This is a genomic window from Terrirhizobium terrae (assembly GCF_030323265.1).
Lineage (GTDB): Bacteria > Pseudomonadota > Alphaproteobacteria > Rhizobiales > Rhizobiaceae > Neorhizobium.
In genome coordinates, this window is the sequence record NZ_CP104992.1 from 3,046,259 (window position 1) to 3,062,737 (window position 16,479).

Below are 16,479 nucleotides of genomic sequence, written 5' to 3' on the forward strand. Positions count from 1 at the left end.
ACAGTGAGGCAGTCATGATGAATACGAAGCTCAAGCCGCAGGCACCGGCAATCGCAGACCAGCAGGAAGACACGATCCGCGGTCTCTACATGGAATCCCTGCACCTGGTGGAACGTCTCCACCGCCGCCTTCTCGACGTTATCAAGGACGAGTTCGACCGCCAGGGGCGCGACGACGTCAATGCCGTCCAGGCACTTCTTCTCTTCAATATCGGCAATTCCGAACTGACCGCCGGCGAACTTCGCTCCCGCGGTTACTACCTCGGCTCCAACGTTTCCTACAACGTCAAGAAGCTGGTCGACCTGGGCTTCATCAACCATGCCCGTTCGCGCATCGATCGTCGCTCGGTTCGTATCAGCCTGACCAAGGAAGGCCAGGAAATCGCCGAGACCGTTTCGAAGCTCTATGAGCGCCACATCGGTTCGATCGAAAAGGTCGGCGGCATCGGCGAAGGCGAGTTCTCCCAGATGAACAAGCTGCTGCAGCGTCTCGATCGCTTCTGGAACGACTCGATCGCCTACCGGATGTAATCCCTGAAGTGACGGCATGAGCCCCTGAGCCACCAGGGGCGGGCGACACTTCATTTCCTCCAGTCAATGCAGTGACGCGTGAGATCGTAGCGGAACGCAGAAATGCGGGCCGCTACGCTCGTTTGCGTTGCGGCGATAGCGATGAAGCGATCAGCCGCCGACGGCCTTGATCTCGCGTCAGGTCAACGATGACTTCCTGCCAAGCGCTTGGACGGTATCCCCGAACCTTCTCCGGCCATTCGCAGATGCCGTCCCTGTTGACGTAGCCCACCCATTGCGCACTGGCCAAGTGGTTGAACATCAGGAAAACCAGCCTGTCAGGCGGAAGTGTCGATACTGGATTCCATTTCATAAGTTCCCCCGCGTTTATATTTGAAGCGCGAAGGATAATCCGGACAGCTTGCTTGAAACTGTCGATTCAAATCGCCCATTGCGTGCGCGATATACGTCAAGAAATACTCGGAAAGAGTGTGGTCCTGTTGCCAAATATCCTTTCTGCCGTAGAAAAAGCGTACTCGCCGAACCAAAGGGCTGAGCTAATCCTGATCGGCACGCCTTTTGCTTTGCGTTACCCACCAAATTTAAGGGGTGACACATGCAACAAACTCTCGCCAAGCCGGAAGGCAATACGCTCTTCCCGATCGTTCTCTCCATCGTCGCGGCGGCGGCCACCGGCGTGCTCTGGGCCTATGCCAATCCGATCCAGCTCGTTCCGGGTGTGATCCAGTGGCGCATCTTCGCATTTCTTCCGCCGCTCGTCGGCATCATGCTCGGCTGGAAGAGCGGTTTCATCTGCGGCTATCTCGGTACCATCGTCTGGTCGCTGCTCGCCGGCACCTTTATTCCCGCCCATTCGCTGATCATCGATGGCTTCATGGTTGGCCTCACCGGTCTCATCCCGGGTCTGCTTTTCGACCCGGCCAAAACCACTTTCGACCGCCCGACGCTGATTAAAATTGCGGCAGCCTGCCTGATTGTTGGCCTTGTCATGGTCGTTGCAGTTTCGGCGAGCCTTGCCTATCTCGGCATCTTCCCGTTCTGGTGGGCTGTCGGCTATCTCGGCCTGTCGGATATCGTACCGATGCTGATCGGAACGCCGCTTCTGGTCGTTCCCGCGCTGAAGATCCTCAAGAGCGCCCATCCGGCCGGTTTTACCCGCTTCTAAGGACTTCGCAGTTTCGTGCTTGATGTCAAAAATCTGAATGTTGGCTTCGGTGGTGACGTATCCGTCATCACCGGGACCGATCTGAATCTCGAAAAGGGGCACGGCTTCTCGTCTGCGGCGCGGCCGGTAGCGGCAAATCCACCCTGATGAATGTGATTGCCGGCATCGTCCCGACGCTGGTCACGCCGCCCGCCTATTCCGGTGAGGTGAGGCTGCGCGGCAAGACGCTCGCCGAATTCGGCAAGGACCACTGGTTCATGGCCGTCGCAAGCCTTGCCCAGAATGCCGAGGACCAGCTATGGGATCTCGGCGTCGAGGACCTGATTGCCTTTCCACTGGAAAATCGCGGAGTTCCGAAGACCGAGATCCGCGCCCGCGTCGCCGAACTCATCACCGAACTTGAGATCGAACAATTGCGCGGACGCCGCGTGCTGACCCTCTCGGGCGGCGAGCGACGGATGGTCGCGATTGCCGCCGCCATCGCGGCAAAACCTGAAATTCTGGTGCTGGACGAACCGACGACCGGCCTTGATCCGGCGGCCCGCCAGCGCTTGGTTCGACTGATCGAAAAGCTCGCCACCGACCTTGCCGGTGTTGTCATCGCCGAACAGGACCCTGCCTCGCTGCAGGCCGTGGTCGATCGTGTTGCACTCCTGAAGGACGGCAGTCTCTCGGCTCCGGTTGCGGACGAGGCGATCATGGCTCAGACCGCCCCCTGGGAGGCTGCAGGTATTCTGCCGCCACGGCGCCGGCGATCGCAGAAAGCTGAAGTGATGGCGGGTCGCTCGCTCTTATCAGTCAGCGACGTGAAGACCGAGCTTAAGCGTGCGGATGGCCGCGCCGTGCTGGAAGATGTCGGCCTGGAATTGCGCGCCGGCGAGATCGTCGGCCTGGTCGGCCGTAACGGTGCGGGCAAGACGACGCTGTTCCAGTCGATCCTCGGACTGGCAAAAATGAAGGCCGGCACGATTGCGATAGACGGCGAGGTGGCCAATGGCTGGACGCCGGCGCGGCGTGCGCGGTCGATCGGCTACCTGCCACAGAACATGCGGCGTATCCTGTTCAACATGACCGTTGTCGAAGAGGTGCTGTTTGCCATGACCGGCGGGGCATCGAGCGGAGCGTCCAATGACAATCGCGACAAGGCTATCGGGATTCTCGCCCGCTACGGGCTTGCCGATCTGGCCGAGGCCAACCCGTTTGCGCTCTCGGCACGCCAGCAGGCTCTGCTTGGACTCGCCTGCGCCGAGGCGGCTTCGGTGAAGATCGCCATTCTCGACGAGCCGCTTCTCGCCCGCGACCTGCAGGGCAGGCGGCTTCTGGAAAACTTCCTCTCGACCATGACGGCGTCAGGCCGCTCGGTCCTGCTCATCTCGCATGATCTGGAACTGATCGACGATGTCACCTCTAGAACGTTGATCCTCGAACAGGGTCGGGTCGCCTTCGATGGCTCCACCGCTGAAGGGTGGAAAAGTGCGGCCTTTGCGGCACTTGGCTGGCCGGCACCCTATGCAGAAAGCGAGGCGGCGGCATGACCATGCTTCACGACCTCAATTTCTTCGTCAAGCTGGCTTTGGCCTTCCTCGTCATGCTCGCGGCCTGGCTCGTGCCGGGCTGGATCTATGGCGTCCCGCTTGCGATCGCCGCCGTGCTGTTTTTGCGCTTTGCGGACACGCCCGGCTTCAAAGCCTATCTCAAAGGCGCGACGCTGCTGACGCTGCTCGTCATCGCCAGCTGGGTCCTCAATCTCTCGATACAGGGCATGGCGATAGAGGAGGCGGCACTCGTCGCGCTCGGCATGGCGGCACGGCTGGTCACGACCACGGCCGCCTTCTTTTTCGTCATGGAGACCAGTACGCCGGGTTCTATTCTTGCGGCCTGCAGCGCTTTGCGCCTGCCGCCGATCGTCACGCTCGTCCTATCGCTCACCTTCGGCATGATCCCGATGCTGCGCGAAGATTTCGAACGCATTGCAGATGCCCAGCGTGCCCGCGGCATGGAAATTGACGACGTGTCGCTTCCGACCCGGCTACGTTTCGCGCTTGCCCGCGGCGTGCCGCTCCTGGTGCAGGCCATCCGCACTGCCCACGCCATTTCACTCTCGCTTTCCGTCTACGGCTTCGATCTGAAGAAAAAACGCACGACATGGCGCAATGTCGGCCTTCTCGTGGAGCCGCGCCTTCCCATCAAGGATGAAAGAAAATGACCTCCGAAACCTCTCCCATCACCGGCGAAACCTGGAAACTCGATGTCGCCGGTTATGACGTCGATCTGCCGATCGTCGCGATCAAGCCCGATTTTGCCATCTCGCTGATGATGGTGATCGATCTCGGCGTCAAATTCGGTGAGCATGTCGGCAGGAAGCTTGCCGAGCAGCTGGCGCCTCTGAAACCCGACGTGATCGTCGGCGCCGCGACGCTCGGCATTCCGGTCGCCATGGAAGTGACGCGGGCGCTCGGTCTCGACAACTATGTCATCCTGCAGAAGTCGCCGAAGATCCATCTTGGGGATGCGCTGGTGCAGACGATCTCGTCGATCACCTCCAAGGGCGAGCAGCGTCTGCTTCTCGACCGTCAGGCAATTCCGCTGATCGCAGGCAAGCGTGTCGTCGTTGTCGATGACGTCGTGGCCTCCGGTTCCAGCATCAAGGGCTCGGTCGATCTCGTGCGGGCCGCGGGTGGCGATGTCGTCAGCATCGGCGTCATCCTGACCGAGGCCAAGGACTGGCAGGACGTGCTCGGTGACGACGCGAAGCTCATCCGCAGCCTCGCCCATATTCCCCAGTTCACCAAGGTGGCTCACCAGGCAGACAGCAAGTGGGAGCCTATCCCCGAGACCTTTCTCTGACATGCCGTAGGCGTGAGCCCAGGTCGGCATAAAGGTCACAGGGCCACACGGCTTTGTGACCTATCGTTTGCTGACACGAATTGGCCATATTGCTATCGGACACGGCGTGTTCAAGCAATTGGTAAAATTGGCTTCCGAAGCTGCGACGGGCACGGTTTTAAATGACTGGGTCCGCTTGGCTTTTGCGCCTTTTTAACCATATCCCTGTAGCGCTGATGTGTTGACCGGGAACAGATGGATAGGATGATGTCGAAAAAGATCGGGTCTGAAACTCTCTCTCGCCGTTCCCTCCTGCGGTCGGCGGTCTCCGTCGGAGCCGCGGCTCTTGCCGCCCCGGCGCTCGCCCAGAGCCCCATCGACTCGCTGATCAATGCGCCGCGTCGCGGCAGCTGGGACGATCAGTTCGATGCGCGCGGTTCGCGCTCGGCCGTCGGTGTTGTTTCCAACAATCCCGTTCTCGGCCCCGAAGGCCCCGCCAACATACAGCAGGCGATCTTCGCCTACCAGCAGATCGTTTCGAACGGCGGCTGGCCGGAAGTGCGTTCGTCCACCCGCCTGCAGCTTGGCGTAGTCGATCAGGGTGTGCAGCTCTTGCGCCAGCGTTTGATGATCGCGGGTGACCTCGATCAGTCCGCCGGCATGTCCAATTCCTTCGACAGCTACGTCGACGGCGCGGTCAAGCGCTTCCAGGCCCGTCATGGCCTGCCGGCTGACGGCGTGCTCGGCGAATTCTCCATCAAGGCGATGAACATCCCGGCCCAGACGCGTCTTGCCCAGCTCGAGACCAACCTCGTGCGCCTGCAGTCCATGTCCGGCGATCTCGGTTCTCGCTACGTCATGGTCAACATTCCGGCCGCCTACGTCGAAGCCGTCGAGAATGACCGCGTCGCATTGCGCACCAACGCCGTCGTCGGCCGCATCGACCGTCCGACCCATGCGATCAACTCGAAGATCTACGAAGTCATCCTCAACCCTTACTGGACTGCGCCGCGCTCAATCGTCGAAAAGGACATTGTGCCGCTGATGCGCAAGGACCCGACCTATCTGACGCGCAACAACATCCGTCTCATCGATGGTCGTGGCCAGGAAGTGTCGCCGGAAACGGTCGACTGGTTCGCACCCAAGGCGCCGAACTTCATGTTCCGCCAGGATCCTGGCAAGATCAACGCGATGGCCTCGACGAAGATCAACTTCCACAACCCGAACAACGAATACATGCACGACACGCCCCAGCAGGGCCTGTTCAACAAGCTGATGCGTTTCAGAATCCTCGGGCTGCATGCGTATTCAGAACGTGCGCGACATGATCACCTGGCTGCTGCGCGACACACCCGGCTGGTCGCGCCAGGACATCGAGCGCGTGATCGCTGCCCGCCAGAACACGCCGATCAAGCTGTCCCAGGAAGTACCGGTCTACATCGTCTACGTCACCGCTTGGTCGGCAAAGGACCAGGTCGTGCAGTTCCGCGACGATATCTACGAGCGCGACGGCAATCAGGAGCTCGCGCTGCAGACCACGACCGGCGTCGAGCGTGCATCTGGCCCGATCACCGAACAGGACATGCTGCCGCAATAAGGCGGTTTAGATCTGTTGTTATTCGAAGGCCGTGTTCCCCAGGGAGTGCGGCCTTTGCATTTGTAATGCGCACAAGGTTCAGTCGGGCGAGCAAATGTCGCTCTCCGTATTGCCCTCGTGCGGGCAGGGCGCTAAGACGCGTGACACCGCCTGACATCCTTTTCCAGGAGCCTCGTCCATGTCGAATACCGAAGTCTTCTTCTCCCGTACGCTCGCCGAAACCGATCCTGAAATCTTTGGCGCGATTGAGAAGGAGCTCGGTCGCCAGCGCCATGAGATCGAGCTGATCGCATCGGAAAACATCGTCTCCCGCGCCGTACTCGAAGCCCAGGGCTCGATCATGACCAACAAGTATGCGGAAGGCTATCCGGGCAAGCGTTATTACGGCGGCTGCCAGTTCGTCGACATCGCCGAAGAACTTGCGATCGAACGCGCCAAGAAGCTGTTCGGCGTCAACTTCGCCAACGTCCAGCCGAACTCCGGTTCGCAGATGAACCAGGCCGTCTTCCTCGCGCTGCTGCAGCCGGGTGATACGTTCATGGGCCTCGACCTCAACTCGGGCGGCCACCTGACCCACGGTTCGCCGGTCAACATGTCCGGCAAGTGGTTCAACGTCGTCTCCTACGGCGTGCGCCAGGACGACAACCTGCTCGACATGGACGACGTTGCCGCCAAGGCGCGCGAACACAAGCCGAAGCTGATCATCGCCGGCGGCACCGCCTATTCCCGCATCTGGGACTGGAAACGTTTTCGCGAGATCGCCGATGAAGTCGGTGCTTACCTGATGGTCGACATGGCCCATATCGCCGGCCTCGTCGCCGGTGGCCAGCATCCGTCGCCGTTCCCGCATTGCCATGTTGCCACGACCACGACCCACAAGTCGCTGCGCGGCCCGCGCGGCGGCGTGATCCTGACGAATGACGAGGATCTGGCGAAGAAGTTCAACTCGGCCGTATTCCCGGGCCTCCAGGGTGGTCCGCTCATGCACATCATCGCCGCCAAGGCCGTTGCCTTCGGCGAGGCACTGCAGCCGGACTTCAAGGACTACGCGGCCCAGATCGTCAAGAACGCGAAGGCGCTTTCCGAGACGCTGGTTGCCGGCGGCCTCGATATCGTTTCCGGCGGCACGGACAACCACCTGATGCTGGTCGACCTGCGCAAGAAGAACGCCACCGGCAAGCGCGCGGAAGCTGCTCTTGGTCGCGGCTATATCACCTGCAACAAGAACGGCATCCCCTTCGATCCGGAAAAGCCCTTCGTCACTTCGGGCGTCCGTCTCGGCACCCCGGCCGGCACGACCCGCGGCTTCAAGGAAGCCGAGTTCAAGGAAATCGGCAACCTGATCGTCGAGGTTCTCGATGGCCTCAAGGCTGCCAATTCCGATGAAGGCAATGCTGCCGTCGAAGCCGGTGTTCGTGAAAAGGTCGTCGCGCTGACGAACCGCTTCACGATGTACCCGTATATGTAAAAGGACGTCGCATGCGCTGCCCCTTCTGCGGCTCTGAAGATACCCAGGTCAAGGATCTGCGCCCGGCGGAGGATTTCACCTCCATCCGCCGGCGTCGTATCTGCCCGGATTGCGCCGGACGCTTCACCACTTTCGAGCGCGTGCAACTGCGCGAGCTGATGGTGCTGAAGAAGACCGGCCGCAAGGTGCCATTCAACCGCGACAAGCTGGTGCGCTCCTTCCAGATCGCGCTGCGCAAGCGCCCCGTCGATGCCGAGCGCATCGAGCGGGCCGTGTCCGGAATCGTTCGACGGCTGGAAAGCTCCGGCGAGGCGGAAATCTCGTCCGAGCAGATCGGCCTGCAGGTGCTCGAAGCGCTGAAAAGCCTCGATGATGTCGGCTTCGTCCGCTACGCGTCGGTCTATCGCGACTTCTCTCATGCGGATGACTTCGAGAAGGTTATCCAGGAGATCAGCGCCAAGATCGCCCGCGATCCGGGGTTGGACGCGTGACGAGCGCTGCCGACGACCGGCGTTTCATGGCGGCGGCTCTCAGGCTGTCGCGATGGAATACCGGCCTGACGGCGACCAATCCTTCCGTGGGCTCGATCGTCGTCAAGGACGGCGCAATCGTCGGTCAGGCCGTGACGGCCCCGGGCGGTCGTCCCCATTCGGAAACCCAGGCCCTGGCTGTCGCGGGCGAAAAGGCGAGGGGAGCGACCGTCTATGTGACGCTCGAACCCTGCTCTCATCATGGACGTACGCCCCCTTGTGCCAACGCGCTGGTGGCCGCGGGCGTTGCGCGCGTCGTGGTCTGCCTCAACGATCCCGATCCGCGTGTTTCCGGCCGCGGTCTCGCAATCCTGCGCGAGGCAGGCATCGAAGTGGAGACCGGCATTCTGGAGGAAGAGGGGCGGCGCGTCCTTGCCGGATACCTCTCACGCCAGACGAAGGGGCGCCCTATGTGACTCTGAAACTTGCGGTTTCCGCCGATGGAATGATCGGCCGCCGCGGCGAAGAGCTGGCAATTACCGGCTCGGAGACGCGCGCCCAGGTGCATGTCATGCGCGCCGAAAATGACGCGATCCTGGTCGGCATCGGCACCGCACTCGCCGACGATCCCGAGCTGAACGTTCGTTTGCCCGGACTGGAAGAACGCTCGCCGCTTCGTATCATCCTTGATCGCCGCCTCGAACTGCCGTTGACGTCTAAGCTCGTGACATCCGCGGAAACCGTGCCGGTCGTCGCTGTCACCGATCCGTTCTGCGAGACGCATCCGTCGAATGAAACAAAGCTGCGGGCTCTGATGTCGGCCGGCGTGGAAATCCTACAGGCCGAAGGGCCGGCCGACCTGCTCACCAATCTCGCCACCCGCGGCGTCTCATCGCTGATGATTGAAGGCGGGGCTGAGGTGGCTCGGCGCTTCCTCGATGCCGGGTTTGTCGACCATATCGTGCTTTTCCAGTCGGATCTTACTGTCGGCGAGGGCGGGCTTGAATCGCCGGTGACGCCTTACGATATGCCAGCCGAATTCCAGCGCATTCGTGAAAGCCGTTTCGGCGCTGACCGCTGCTTCGAATATGAAAGAGGCCTTTGATGTTCACAGGTATTGTCACCGACGTCGGCACCGTTTCCGAGATGACCGCTCTCGATGAGGGCGTGAAACTGCGCATCGCGACGAATTATGATCCGAAGACGATCGATATGGGCGCTTCTATTGCCCATGGCGGTGTCTGCCTGACGGTCACGACGCTTCCCGAGGATGGCAGCAACGAGCGCTGGTTCGAGGTTGAGGCTTGGGAAGAGGCGCTGCGTCTGACGACGATCGCCTCCTGGACCAAGGGCACGCGGATCAATCTCGAACGGGCCCTGAAGATCGGCGACGAACTCGGCGGCCACATTGTCTCGGGCCATGTCGATGGCAAGGCGGAAATCCTGTCGGTCGAGCATGAGGGCGAGGCCGTCCGCATCAAGCTGCGTGCGCCGGAAAGCCTGGCACGCTTCGTTGCGCCAAAGGGCTCGGTTGCGCTCGACGGTGCCTCGCTCACCGTCAATGCGGTCGATGGCGCCGAATTCGACGTGCTCCTGATCCGCCACACGCTAGCCGTAACCACCTGGGGCGACCGCAAGCCGGGCGATTTCGTCAATTTCGAAGTCGATACGATGGCACGCTACGCTGCCCGTCTTGCCGAATTCCCCGCGCGCGCCTGACGCGGCCATTCGTCGGGTATCGGTACCTAAAGGGATAGCCTATCTTGCCGTCATGCGTGGCCGGCAATGCAGCGTCTATTGAAAATCGCTTGCCAACCGCCTCATTGCGTGTTTTGACCGCGCCAATGAAGAGGTCCGTTTATTCAGGGCCCGATATTTGAAGGTGATCCATGTCGCTTGAAACTGCTCCTCACATCCTGATCGTCGAAGCACGCTTCTACGACGATATGGCCGACGCATTGCTTGATGGCGCGACGACGGCCCTCAAGGAGGCAGGGGCAACCTATGATGTGATCACCGTTATGGGCGCGCTTGAGATTCCGCCGGCAATCGCCATGGCGCTTGATGCGGCCGAGCAGGGCGGCACCGAATATGACGGTTTTGTCGCGCTCGGCATGGTCATCCGCGGTGAGACCTATCACTTCGATATCGTGTCGAACAGATCCTGCCGTGCGCTGATGGATCTCGCCGTGTCGGAATCGCTTGCGCTCGGCAACGGCATCATGACCGTCGAGAACGAGGAACAGGCTTGGGCTCGCGCTCGCCGTTCGGAAAAGGATAAGGGCGGCTTCACGGCCCGTGCTGCGCTGACCATGATCGCGCTCCGCGAAAAGCTGAATGGTGCGCGCTGATGTCTAACGAGCAGGAAAAGCAGGGCCAGGAAAAGCTGGTGAAATCCGTCAACCAGCGCGGCGCAGCCCGTCTTGCGGCCGTGCAGGCGCTTTATCAGATGGATATCGGCGGTACCGGCGTGCTGGAAGTCGTCGCTGAATATGAGGCCCATCGTCTCGGACAGGAACTGGATGGCGATACCTATCTGAAGGCCGACCCGTCCTGGTTCCGCTCGATCGTCTCCGGTGTCGTTCGCGACCAGCAGAAGATCGACCCGATCATCCGCTCCTCGCTGCAGGAAGACTGGCCGCTGTCGCGTCTCGATTCTACGCTTCGCGCCATCCTGCGTGCCGGCACGTTCGAAATCCTCGAACGCAAGGACGTTCCCGTGCCGGTTATCGTCACGGAATATGTCGAGATCGCCCGCGCGTTCTTCGAAGAGGACGAGCCGCGCATCGTCAACGCCGTTCTCGATCGCATCGCCAAGCAGGTTCGCGGCGACGCGAAGAAATAAGCAGATAGGGCAGTGACATGGACGGCGTGGTGGACGGACTTCAGACGCAGATGCGCTCCGCCCGCCGCAACGTAGCTCTTCTCGCTACCGCTCAGGCCATTTCCGGTGCTGCGGCGCCGCTCTCTATCTCCATCGGCTCGCTCGCCGGTTATCAGCTTCTCGCCGAAGACAAGTCTCTGGCGACGGCGCCGATCACCGGGTTCAACCTCGGCACGGCCTGTGGCGCTGTCGTCATCGCGATTGCTTCGCGGTTTCTGGGACGGCGGGAAGCCTTCATGCTCGGCTGCCTGATCGGTGTGGCTGGCGGTGCGCTGGCAGCGATCGCGCTTTTCCGCGGCGATTTCTGGCTCTTCGCTCTCTCGCTGGTGCTGATCGGCACATCCTCCGGCTTCACTCAAAAGATTAGGTTCGCTGCCGCCGACGTCTCTCCCTCCAGTTACAAGCCCAAGGCGATTTCCTGGATCCTCGGCGCCGGCATCGTTTCCGCCGTGCTCGGGCCGCAAATCGTCATCGTGGCAAAGGATCTTTTCGCGCCCATCACCTTTGCCGGTGCCTTTGTTGCGCTGATCCCGCTTTTCCTCATCTCTATAGGCGCATTTGCCTTTCTCAGACTGCCGGCCCAGAAAGCCGCCCTCCATCACGCCGAACCGGCGAGGCCGCTGAAGGAGATTGTGCTGACGCACCGTTTCCTGACCGGCATGATCTGCGGCATCTGCATCTATGCATTGATGACCTTCGTCATGACCGGCGCTCCGCTCGCCATGGTCATAGGCTGCGGATTTCCGCCGGAAATGGCAACGCTCGGCATCCAGTGGCACGTGCTGGCCATGTTCGGCCCGAGCTTCGTGACCGGCAGTTTGATCGCGCGCTTCGGCGCGGAGAAGATCGTCGCGGCCGGGCTGTTTGTCATGATGGCATGCGCCATCGTCGCCCATCTCGGCATCGAACTCTGGAATTTCTGGGGGCGCTCGTTTTGCTCGGCATCGGCTGGAACTTTGGCTTCATCGGCTCTACTGCCATCGTTGCCTCCAGCTATCGCCCGCAGGAAGCAGACAAGGTACAGGGCTTCCACGACATCGTGCTCTTCGGCACCGTTGCGCTGTCCTCATTCTCGTCGGGCAAGGTCTTCGTCACCTGGGGCTGGTCCTTTATCAACCTGGTCATCTGGCCGGTGGCCGTGATCTGCCTTCTTCTGATCGCTGCTCTGCTCTTCCGTACCAGGGCCAAGGCTGCCTGACCTTCGACGCCCCAACCTGAGACGCCTGACCTGCGACGCCTTGTCCCCTTGCCTGTGCAGGGGTTGACGACAGTTCTTCTCCACCGCAATCTCGCCTCCGCATGGCGGAAACATCCTTTGGAGGAGGCGTCCGCACGAGAATGCATGGCCGAGACGTTAGGCTCGGCATTTGGGAGAGGAAAAAGCGAATGTTGGTGATTTTGAGTGTGATCGTATGCGGTCTGCTATCGATCATCTATGCCGTGTGGGCGACACGCTCCGTGCTTGCCGCCGATCAGGGCAATGAACGCATGCAGGAGATTGCTGGCTACATCCGTGAAGGAGCGCAGGCTTATCTGACGCGCCAGTATATGACGATCGCCATGGTTGGTGTCGTCGTTACCATCCTGGCATGGCTGCTTCTGTCCGGCACGGCTGCCTTAGGCTTTATAATCGGCGCGGTTCTGTCCGGCGCTGCAGGCTTTATCGGAATGCATGTTTCCGTCCGCGCCAATGTCCGCACGGCGCAGGCCTCGTCCCATAGTCTGGCCGCAGGTCTCGATATCGCATTCAAATCGGGTGCGATCACAGGGATGCTTGTCGCGGGTCTCGCCCTGCTCGGCGTCTCAATCTACTACTGGGTACTGACCGCAGGCCTCGGCCATGCGAGCGGCTCGCGCGAGGTCATCGATGCCCTCGTGGCGCTTGGCTTCGGCGCCTCGCTCATTTCCATCTTCGCCCGTCTCGGCGGCGGCATTTTCACCAAGGGCGCAGATGTCGGCGGTGACCTCGTCGGCAAGGTCGAGGCCGGCATTCCGGAAGACGATCCGCGCAATCCCGCGACAATCGCTGATAACGTCGGTGACAATGTCGGCGATTGCGCCGGCATGGCGGCCGATTTGTTCGAAACCTATGCGGTCTCGGTCGTCGCCACCATGGTGCTGGCCGCGATCTTCTTCGCCGGCGCTCCGATCCTCGAATCGGCCATGCTCTATCCGCTGGCAATCTGCGGCGCCTGCATCGTCACCTCGATCGTCGGTACCTTCTTCGTCAAGCTCGGCTCGAACGGCTCGATCATGGGCGCGCTCTACAAGGGGCTGATCGTGACCGGTCTTCTGTCCATTCTTGGTTTGGCAATCGCCACGTCGATGACCGTCGGCTGGGGTGTCATCGGCACAGTCGCGGGGCAGGAGATCACCGGCAGCAGCCTCTTCGTCTGCGGCCTCGTCGGCCTCGTTGTCACGGCGCTGATCGTGGTGATTACCGAATATTATACCGGCACCAACAAGCGGCCTGTGAATTCGATCGCCCAGGCCTCGGTGACCGGCCACGGTACCAATGTCATTCAGGGGCTTGCCGTATCACTCGAATCGACGGCGCTTCCGGCGATCGTCATCGTCGGCGGCATCATCGCCACCTACCAGCTCGGCGGGCTCTTCGGCACCGGCATCGCGGTTACCGCCATGCTCGGTCTTGCCGGCATGATCGTCGCACTCGACGCCTTTGGCCCTGTCACCGATAATGCCGGCGGCATCGCCGAGATGTCGCACCTGCCACCGGAGGTGCGCAAGTCGACCGATGCACTCGATGCGGTGGGTAACACGACCAAGGCGGTCACCAAGGGCTACGCGATCGGCTCAGCCGGTCTCGGCGCCCTGGTGCTGTTTGCCGCCTATTCAAACGACCTGCAGTATTTCGCGGCCAACGCGGAACAGTATCCATACTTCCAGGGCGTCGGTCCGATCTCCTTCAGCCTGTCCAACCCTTACGTCGTCGCTGGTCTGATCTTTGGCGGGCTGATCCCCTATCTCTTTGGCGGCATTGCCATGACGGCAGTCGGCAAGGCGGCAGGATCGATCGTCGAGGAAGTGCGCCGACAGTTCCGCGACAAGCCGGGCATCATGCAGGGAACCGACCGGCCCGACTATGGTCGGGCGGTGGATATACTCACCCGTGCCGCGATCAGGGAAATGATCATCCCCTCGCTGCTGCCGGTGCTGGCGCCGATCGTCGTCTATTTCGGCGTTCTGCTGATCTCCGGCGGCGACAAGGCGTCTGCCTTTGCCGCACTCGGTGCGTCGCTTCTCGGCGTCATCGTCAACGGCCTTTTCGTTGCCATTTCCATGACCTCGGGTGGTGGTGCCTGGGACAATGCGAAGAAAAGCTTCGAGGACGGTTTCGTCGACAAGGACGGTGTTCGCCACATTAAGGGATCCGAGGCTCACAAGGCGTCGGTGACCGGCGATACGGTCGGCGATCCCTACAAGGATACGGCAGGTCCCGCAGTCAATCCGGCGATCAAGATCACCAATATCGTAGCGCTGCTGCTACTGGCGATTCTCGCCGGTTGAACCGCAAACGGAAAGGCCCGCCGGATTGGAAGCCGGCGGGCCTTTCTTGAAATATCTGGCTGCTGCTTTTACTGCGCACCGCCGAGCATGCTGCGGACGGCTGCCGCACCGCTGCTGGCTGCGCCGCTGCCGCCGGCAAGGATCTGCTGCAGGAAAGTCAGGTCGCGGCCGCCGGTCGGCGTCGTGCGCGAGATCGTATCGAATACCTTGCCGTCCTGGAGCGTGTAGTTGGCCTTGCGCTCGACCACGCCGTCCTTGTTGAGATAGATCGCCAGCACCGACTGTTCCACCAGCTTCGGCTTCATGAAAGCGACAGCGCGCTCGCGGCGCTGGGAGATGTAGTAAAGCACTTCCGAGATCGAAGGTCGCTGTCGTTGATGGCGTGCCCATCGTCAGCAGAACCTGTTCGCGGCTGGAGCCTTCGGGGATGAGGGCCAGCGACTGTTCATCGACAACGTAGCCGTTATACATCGTGTCGCCGATATTCATCGACGTGCAGCCCGAAGCGGTGACGGAGGCGAGAAGCATCAGGCTGATGGCGGTCTTTTTCAAAAATGTCATTCCGTACTCGGCAGTCCGCTTCTTCAACAGCATCCCCCACGTAATCAAATCCGGCCATCGCCGGGCATCTGCTGTTCATTACCATTGTGGCTATTCCGGGGACGAAGGATCGTGAGGGCATCATCTTGCCCGGATCGATCGAAACCCGAATGCGGCCATGGCCGAACGGCATTGCAATTCGCGCATGCTTCGGTAAACCAGCTTTCGCTTCCATGCAACATTAGGCGCAGAACTCAATCAGGATTTGGATCGCATATGGCGGGAAATCGCTCATTTCTTCGTCGCGAACCTTTGATGGATCATTGGCGGGACTTTCGATGATCTTCGGCTTGTTCAAAAAGAAAAGCAAAACCGGGCGATCGTCGAGCGCCAATACGCGACCTTGACTTCGGCGGCGCGCATTCCTTTCTTTATAGCGATCTCGGCGTGCCGGACACGGTCATGGGCCGCTACGAGATGCTCTCGATCGTAATGATCCTGTTCTTCCGGCGCACGGCGAAATCGGGAACCAGCGGCCAGGAGTTGGCGCAGGAGATCGTCGACGCCTTCTTCCAGGATCTCGACCATTCGATCCGCGAACTCGGCATCGGCGACCAGGGTGTGCCGAAGCGGATGAAGAAGCTTGCCGGAATGTTCTATGGACGTCTGGAGACTTATGCGCGTGCGCTCGACGCCCGCAATGAGAATGAACTGGCTGAAAGCCTTGCCCGCAATATCTACCCGGATGGTGAGGCGCGCGTCGACATGACGCAGCTGGCAACCTGGATGATCGAGGCGGAGCGGCAGCTCGCCGAGATTTCGGAAGACGATATTTCCCGTGGGGGCGCGGTCATCGCGGCACCCGGCCCGGATCAGGGCATGGCGGGAGAAGTGAGGAATGATGAAGGACCATAATACCCCGACGGAAAAACCGCCTTTCTCCTATCCGGTAAAGGTCGGCAATATCTCCGCCAACGCCGTCACCGTTAAGGTGGAGGCAAGCCCCAGCGAGCTGAAGGCTGTCGCCGAGCTTTGGGATGTCGTCGAAGTGAAGACGCTGAAGGCGGAGGTCTATCTGTCGCGCTGGAAGAAGGATGGCGTCAGATTGAAGGGGCGCGTCTCCGCCGAGATCGTGCAGTCCTGCGTGGTGACCCTCGAGCCGGTCGAATCACGCATTGACGAAGCCTTCGAGCAAATCTTCGTTCCCGAAGGATCCAAGCTTGCCCGTATCGTGGCCAGTGATACTGCCGAGATGCTGCTCGATCCGGATGGTCCCGATGCTCCCGAGATGTTTATCGGCGATACGATCGATGTCGGCGAGGCGGTAACGGAGTTCGCAGCGCTCGCGATCGATCCCTATCCGCGCGCTAAAAACGTCGATTTCGCTGATCACATCGAAAGCGACGCGACTAGCAAGAGCGACAGGCCCAATCCCTTCGCGGTCCTCAAAGACTGGAAAAAAGACTAGCCC

Annotated in this window: 14 protein-coding genes and 4 pseudogenes; 16 read left to right on the forward strand and 2 right to left on the reverse strand. The window is 60.9% G+C overall.

Translation table 11 applies throughout. The annotated features are described in order from the left end of the window. Positions 1 to 17 precede the first annotated feature (17 nt). The 14 genes and pseudogenes from ldtR (at position 18) to N7E02_RS22920 (ending at position 14,468) form a co-directional block, all read left to right on the forward strand. On the forward strand, positions 18 to 530 hold the full coding sequence (gene ldtR, locus N7E02_RS22855; protein ID WP_286583994.1) for a transcriptional regulator LdtR: 513 nt from the start codon (positions 18 to 20) through the stop codon (positions 528 to 530). A 595-nt stretch (positions 531 to 1,125) separates the two neighbouring features. Continuing rightward, positions 1,126 to 1,695, forward strand: a complete 570-nt coding sequence (locus tag N7E02_RS22860; protein WP_286579877.1) for an aminotriazole resistance protein — start codon at positions 1,126 to 1,128, stop codon at positions 1,693 to 1,695. Between the two features lie 146 nt (positions 1,696 to 1,841). Continuing rightward, a complete protein-coding gene (locus N7E02_RS22865; protein ID WP_286579878.1) occupies positions 1,842 to 3,230 on the forward strand; it encodes an ATP-binding cassette domain-containing protein in 1,389 nt (462 codons plus the stop codon). Next, on the forward strand, positions 3,227 to 3,901 hold the full coding sequence (locus tag N7E02_RS22870; RefSeq protein ID WP_286579879.1) for an energy-coupling factor transporter transmembrane component T family protein: 675 nt from the start codon (positions 3,227 to 3,229) through the stop codon (positions 3,899 to 3,901). The genes N7E02_RS22865 and N7E02_RS22870 overlap by 4 nt, the downstream gene beginning before the upstream one ends. Continuing rightward, a complete protein-coding gene (locus N7E02_RS22875; RefSeq protein WP_286579880.1) occupies positions 3,898 to 4,542 on the forward strand; it encodes a phosphoribosyltransferase family protein in 645 nt (214 codons plus the stop codon). Before N7E02_RS22870 ends, N7E02_RS22875 begins: the two co-directional genes overlap by 4 nt. A 246-nt stretch (positions 4,543 to 4,788) precedes the next feature. Beyond that, positions 4,789 to 6,118 (forward strand): annotated as a pseudogene (locus tag N7E02_RS22880) (L,D-transpeptidase family protein). Positions 6,119 to 6,296: 178 nt separating this feature from the next. Continuing rightward, complete coding sequence (glyA, locus tag N7E02_RS22885) at positions 6,297 to 7,586, forward strand: serine hydroxymethyltransferase (protein WP_286579881.1); 1,290 nt, start codon at positions 6,297 to 6,299, stop codon at positions 7,584 to 7,586. Between the two features lie 11 nt (positions 7,587 to 7,597). Next, entirely contained in the window at positions 7,598 to 8,077 is a 480-nt protein-coding gene (gene nrdR, locus N7E02_RS22890; RefSeq protein WP_286579882.1) for a transcriptional regulator NrdR, read from the forward strand. A 26-nt stretch (positions 8,078 to 8,103) separates the two neighbouring features. Further along, a pseudogene (gene ribD, locus N7E02_RS22895) lies at positions 8,104 to 9,161 on the forward strand (bifunctional diaminohydroxyphosphoribosylaminopyrimidine deaminase/5-amino-6-(5-phosphoribosylamino)uracil reductase RibD). Beyond that, positions 9,161 to 9,775, forward strand: coding sequence for a riboflavin synthase (locus N7E02_RS22900; RefSeq protein WP_286579883.1), 615 nt, complete (start codon positions 9,161 to 9,163; stop codon positions 9,773 to 9,775). Before ribD ends, N7E02_RS22900 begins: the two are co-directional and overlap by 1 nt. Positions 9,776 to 9,945: 170 nt before the next feature. Further along, positions 9,946 to 10,407 (forward strand): 6,7-dimethyl-8-ribityllumazine synthase, encoded by a 462-nt coding sequence (gene ribH, locus N7E02_RS22905; RefSeq protein ID WP_286579884.1) that lies wholly within the window; start codon positions 9,946 to 9,948, stop codon positions 10,405 to 10,407. Then, positions 10,407 to 10,901 (forward strand): transcription antitermination factor NusB, encoded by a 495-nt coding sequence (gene nusB / locus N7E02_RS22910; protein ID WP_286579885.1) that lies wholly within the window; start codon positions 10,407 to 10,409, stop codon positions 10,899 to 10,901. Before ribH ends, nusB begins: the two co-directional genes overlap by 1 nt. A 17-nt stretch (positions 10,902 to 10,918) precedes the next feature. After that, entirely contained in the window at positions 10,919 to 12,082 is a 1,164-nt protein-coding gene (locus tag N7E02_RS22915; RefSeq protein WP_286579886.1) for an MFS transporter, read from the forward strand. Positions 12,083 to 12,326: 244 nt separating this feature from the next. Continuing rightward, the gene (locus N7E02_RS22920) at positions 12,327 to 14,468 is read left to right on the forward strand and encodes a sodium-translocating pyrophosphatase (protein ID WP_286579887.1); all 2,142 of its coding nucleotides are present in this window, start codon (positions 12,327 to 12,329) and stop codon (positions 14,466 to 14,468) included. A gap of 68 nt (positions 14,469 to 14,536) precedes the next feature. Here N7E02_RS22920 and N7E02_RS22925 read toward each other — a convergent pair. Both N7E02_RS22925 and N7E02_RS22930 read right to left on the reverse strand, forming a co-directional pair. Beyond that, positions 14,537 to 15,029, reverse strand: a pseudogene (locus tag N7E02_RS22925) (outer membrane protein assembly factor BamE). Beyond that, complete coding sequence (locus N7E02_RS22930) at positions 14,932 to 15,243, reverse strand: hypothetical protein (RefSeq protein WP_286584116.1); 312 nt, start codon at positions 15,241 to 15,243, stop codon at positions 14,932 to 14,934. The pseudogene N7E02_RS22925 and the gene N7E02_RS22930 overlap by 98 nt, the downstream one beginning before the upstream one ends. 103 nt (positions 15,244 to 15,346) lie before the next feature. On the opposite strand from N7E02_RS22930, the pseudogene N7E02_RS22935 reads away from it, so the two are divergent. Both N7E02_RS22935 and N7E02_RS22940 read left to right on the forward strand, forming a co-directional pair. After that, positions 15,347 to 15,923, forward strand: a pseudogene (locus tag N7E02_RS22935) (ubiquinol-cytochrome C chaperone family protein). Next, entirely contained in the window at positions 15,910 to 16,476 is a 567-nt protein-coding gene (locus N7E02_RS22940) for a YceD family protein (protein ID WP_286583995.1), read from the forward strand. The pseudogene N7E02_RS22935 and the gene N7E02_RS22940 overlap by 14 nt, the downstream one beginning before the upstream one ends. Positions 16,477 to 16,479: the final 3 nt, after the last annotated feature.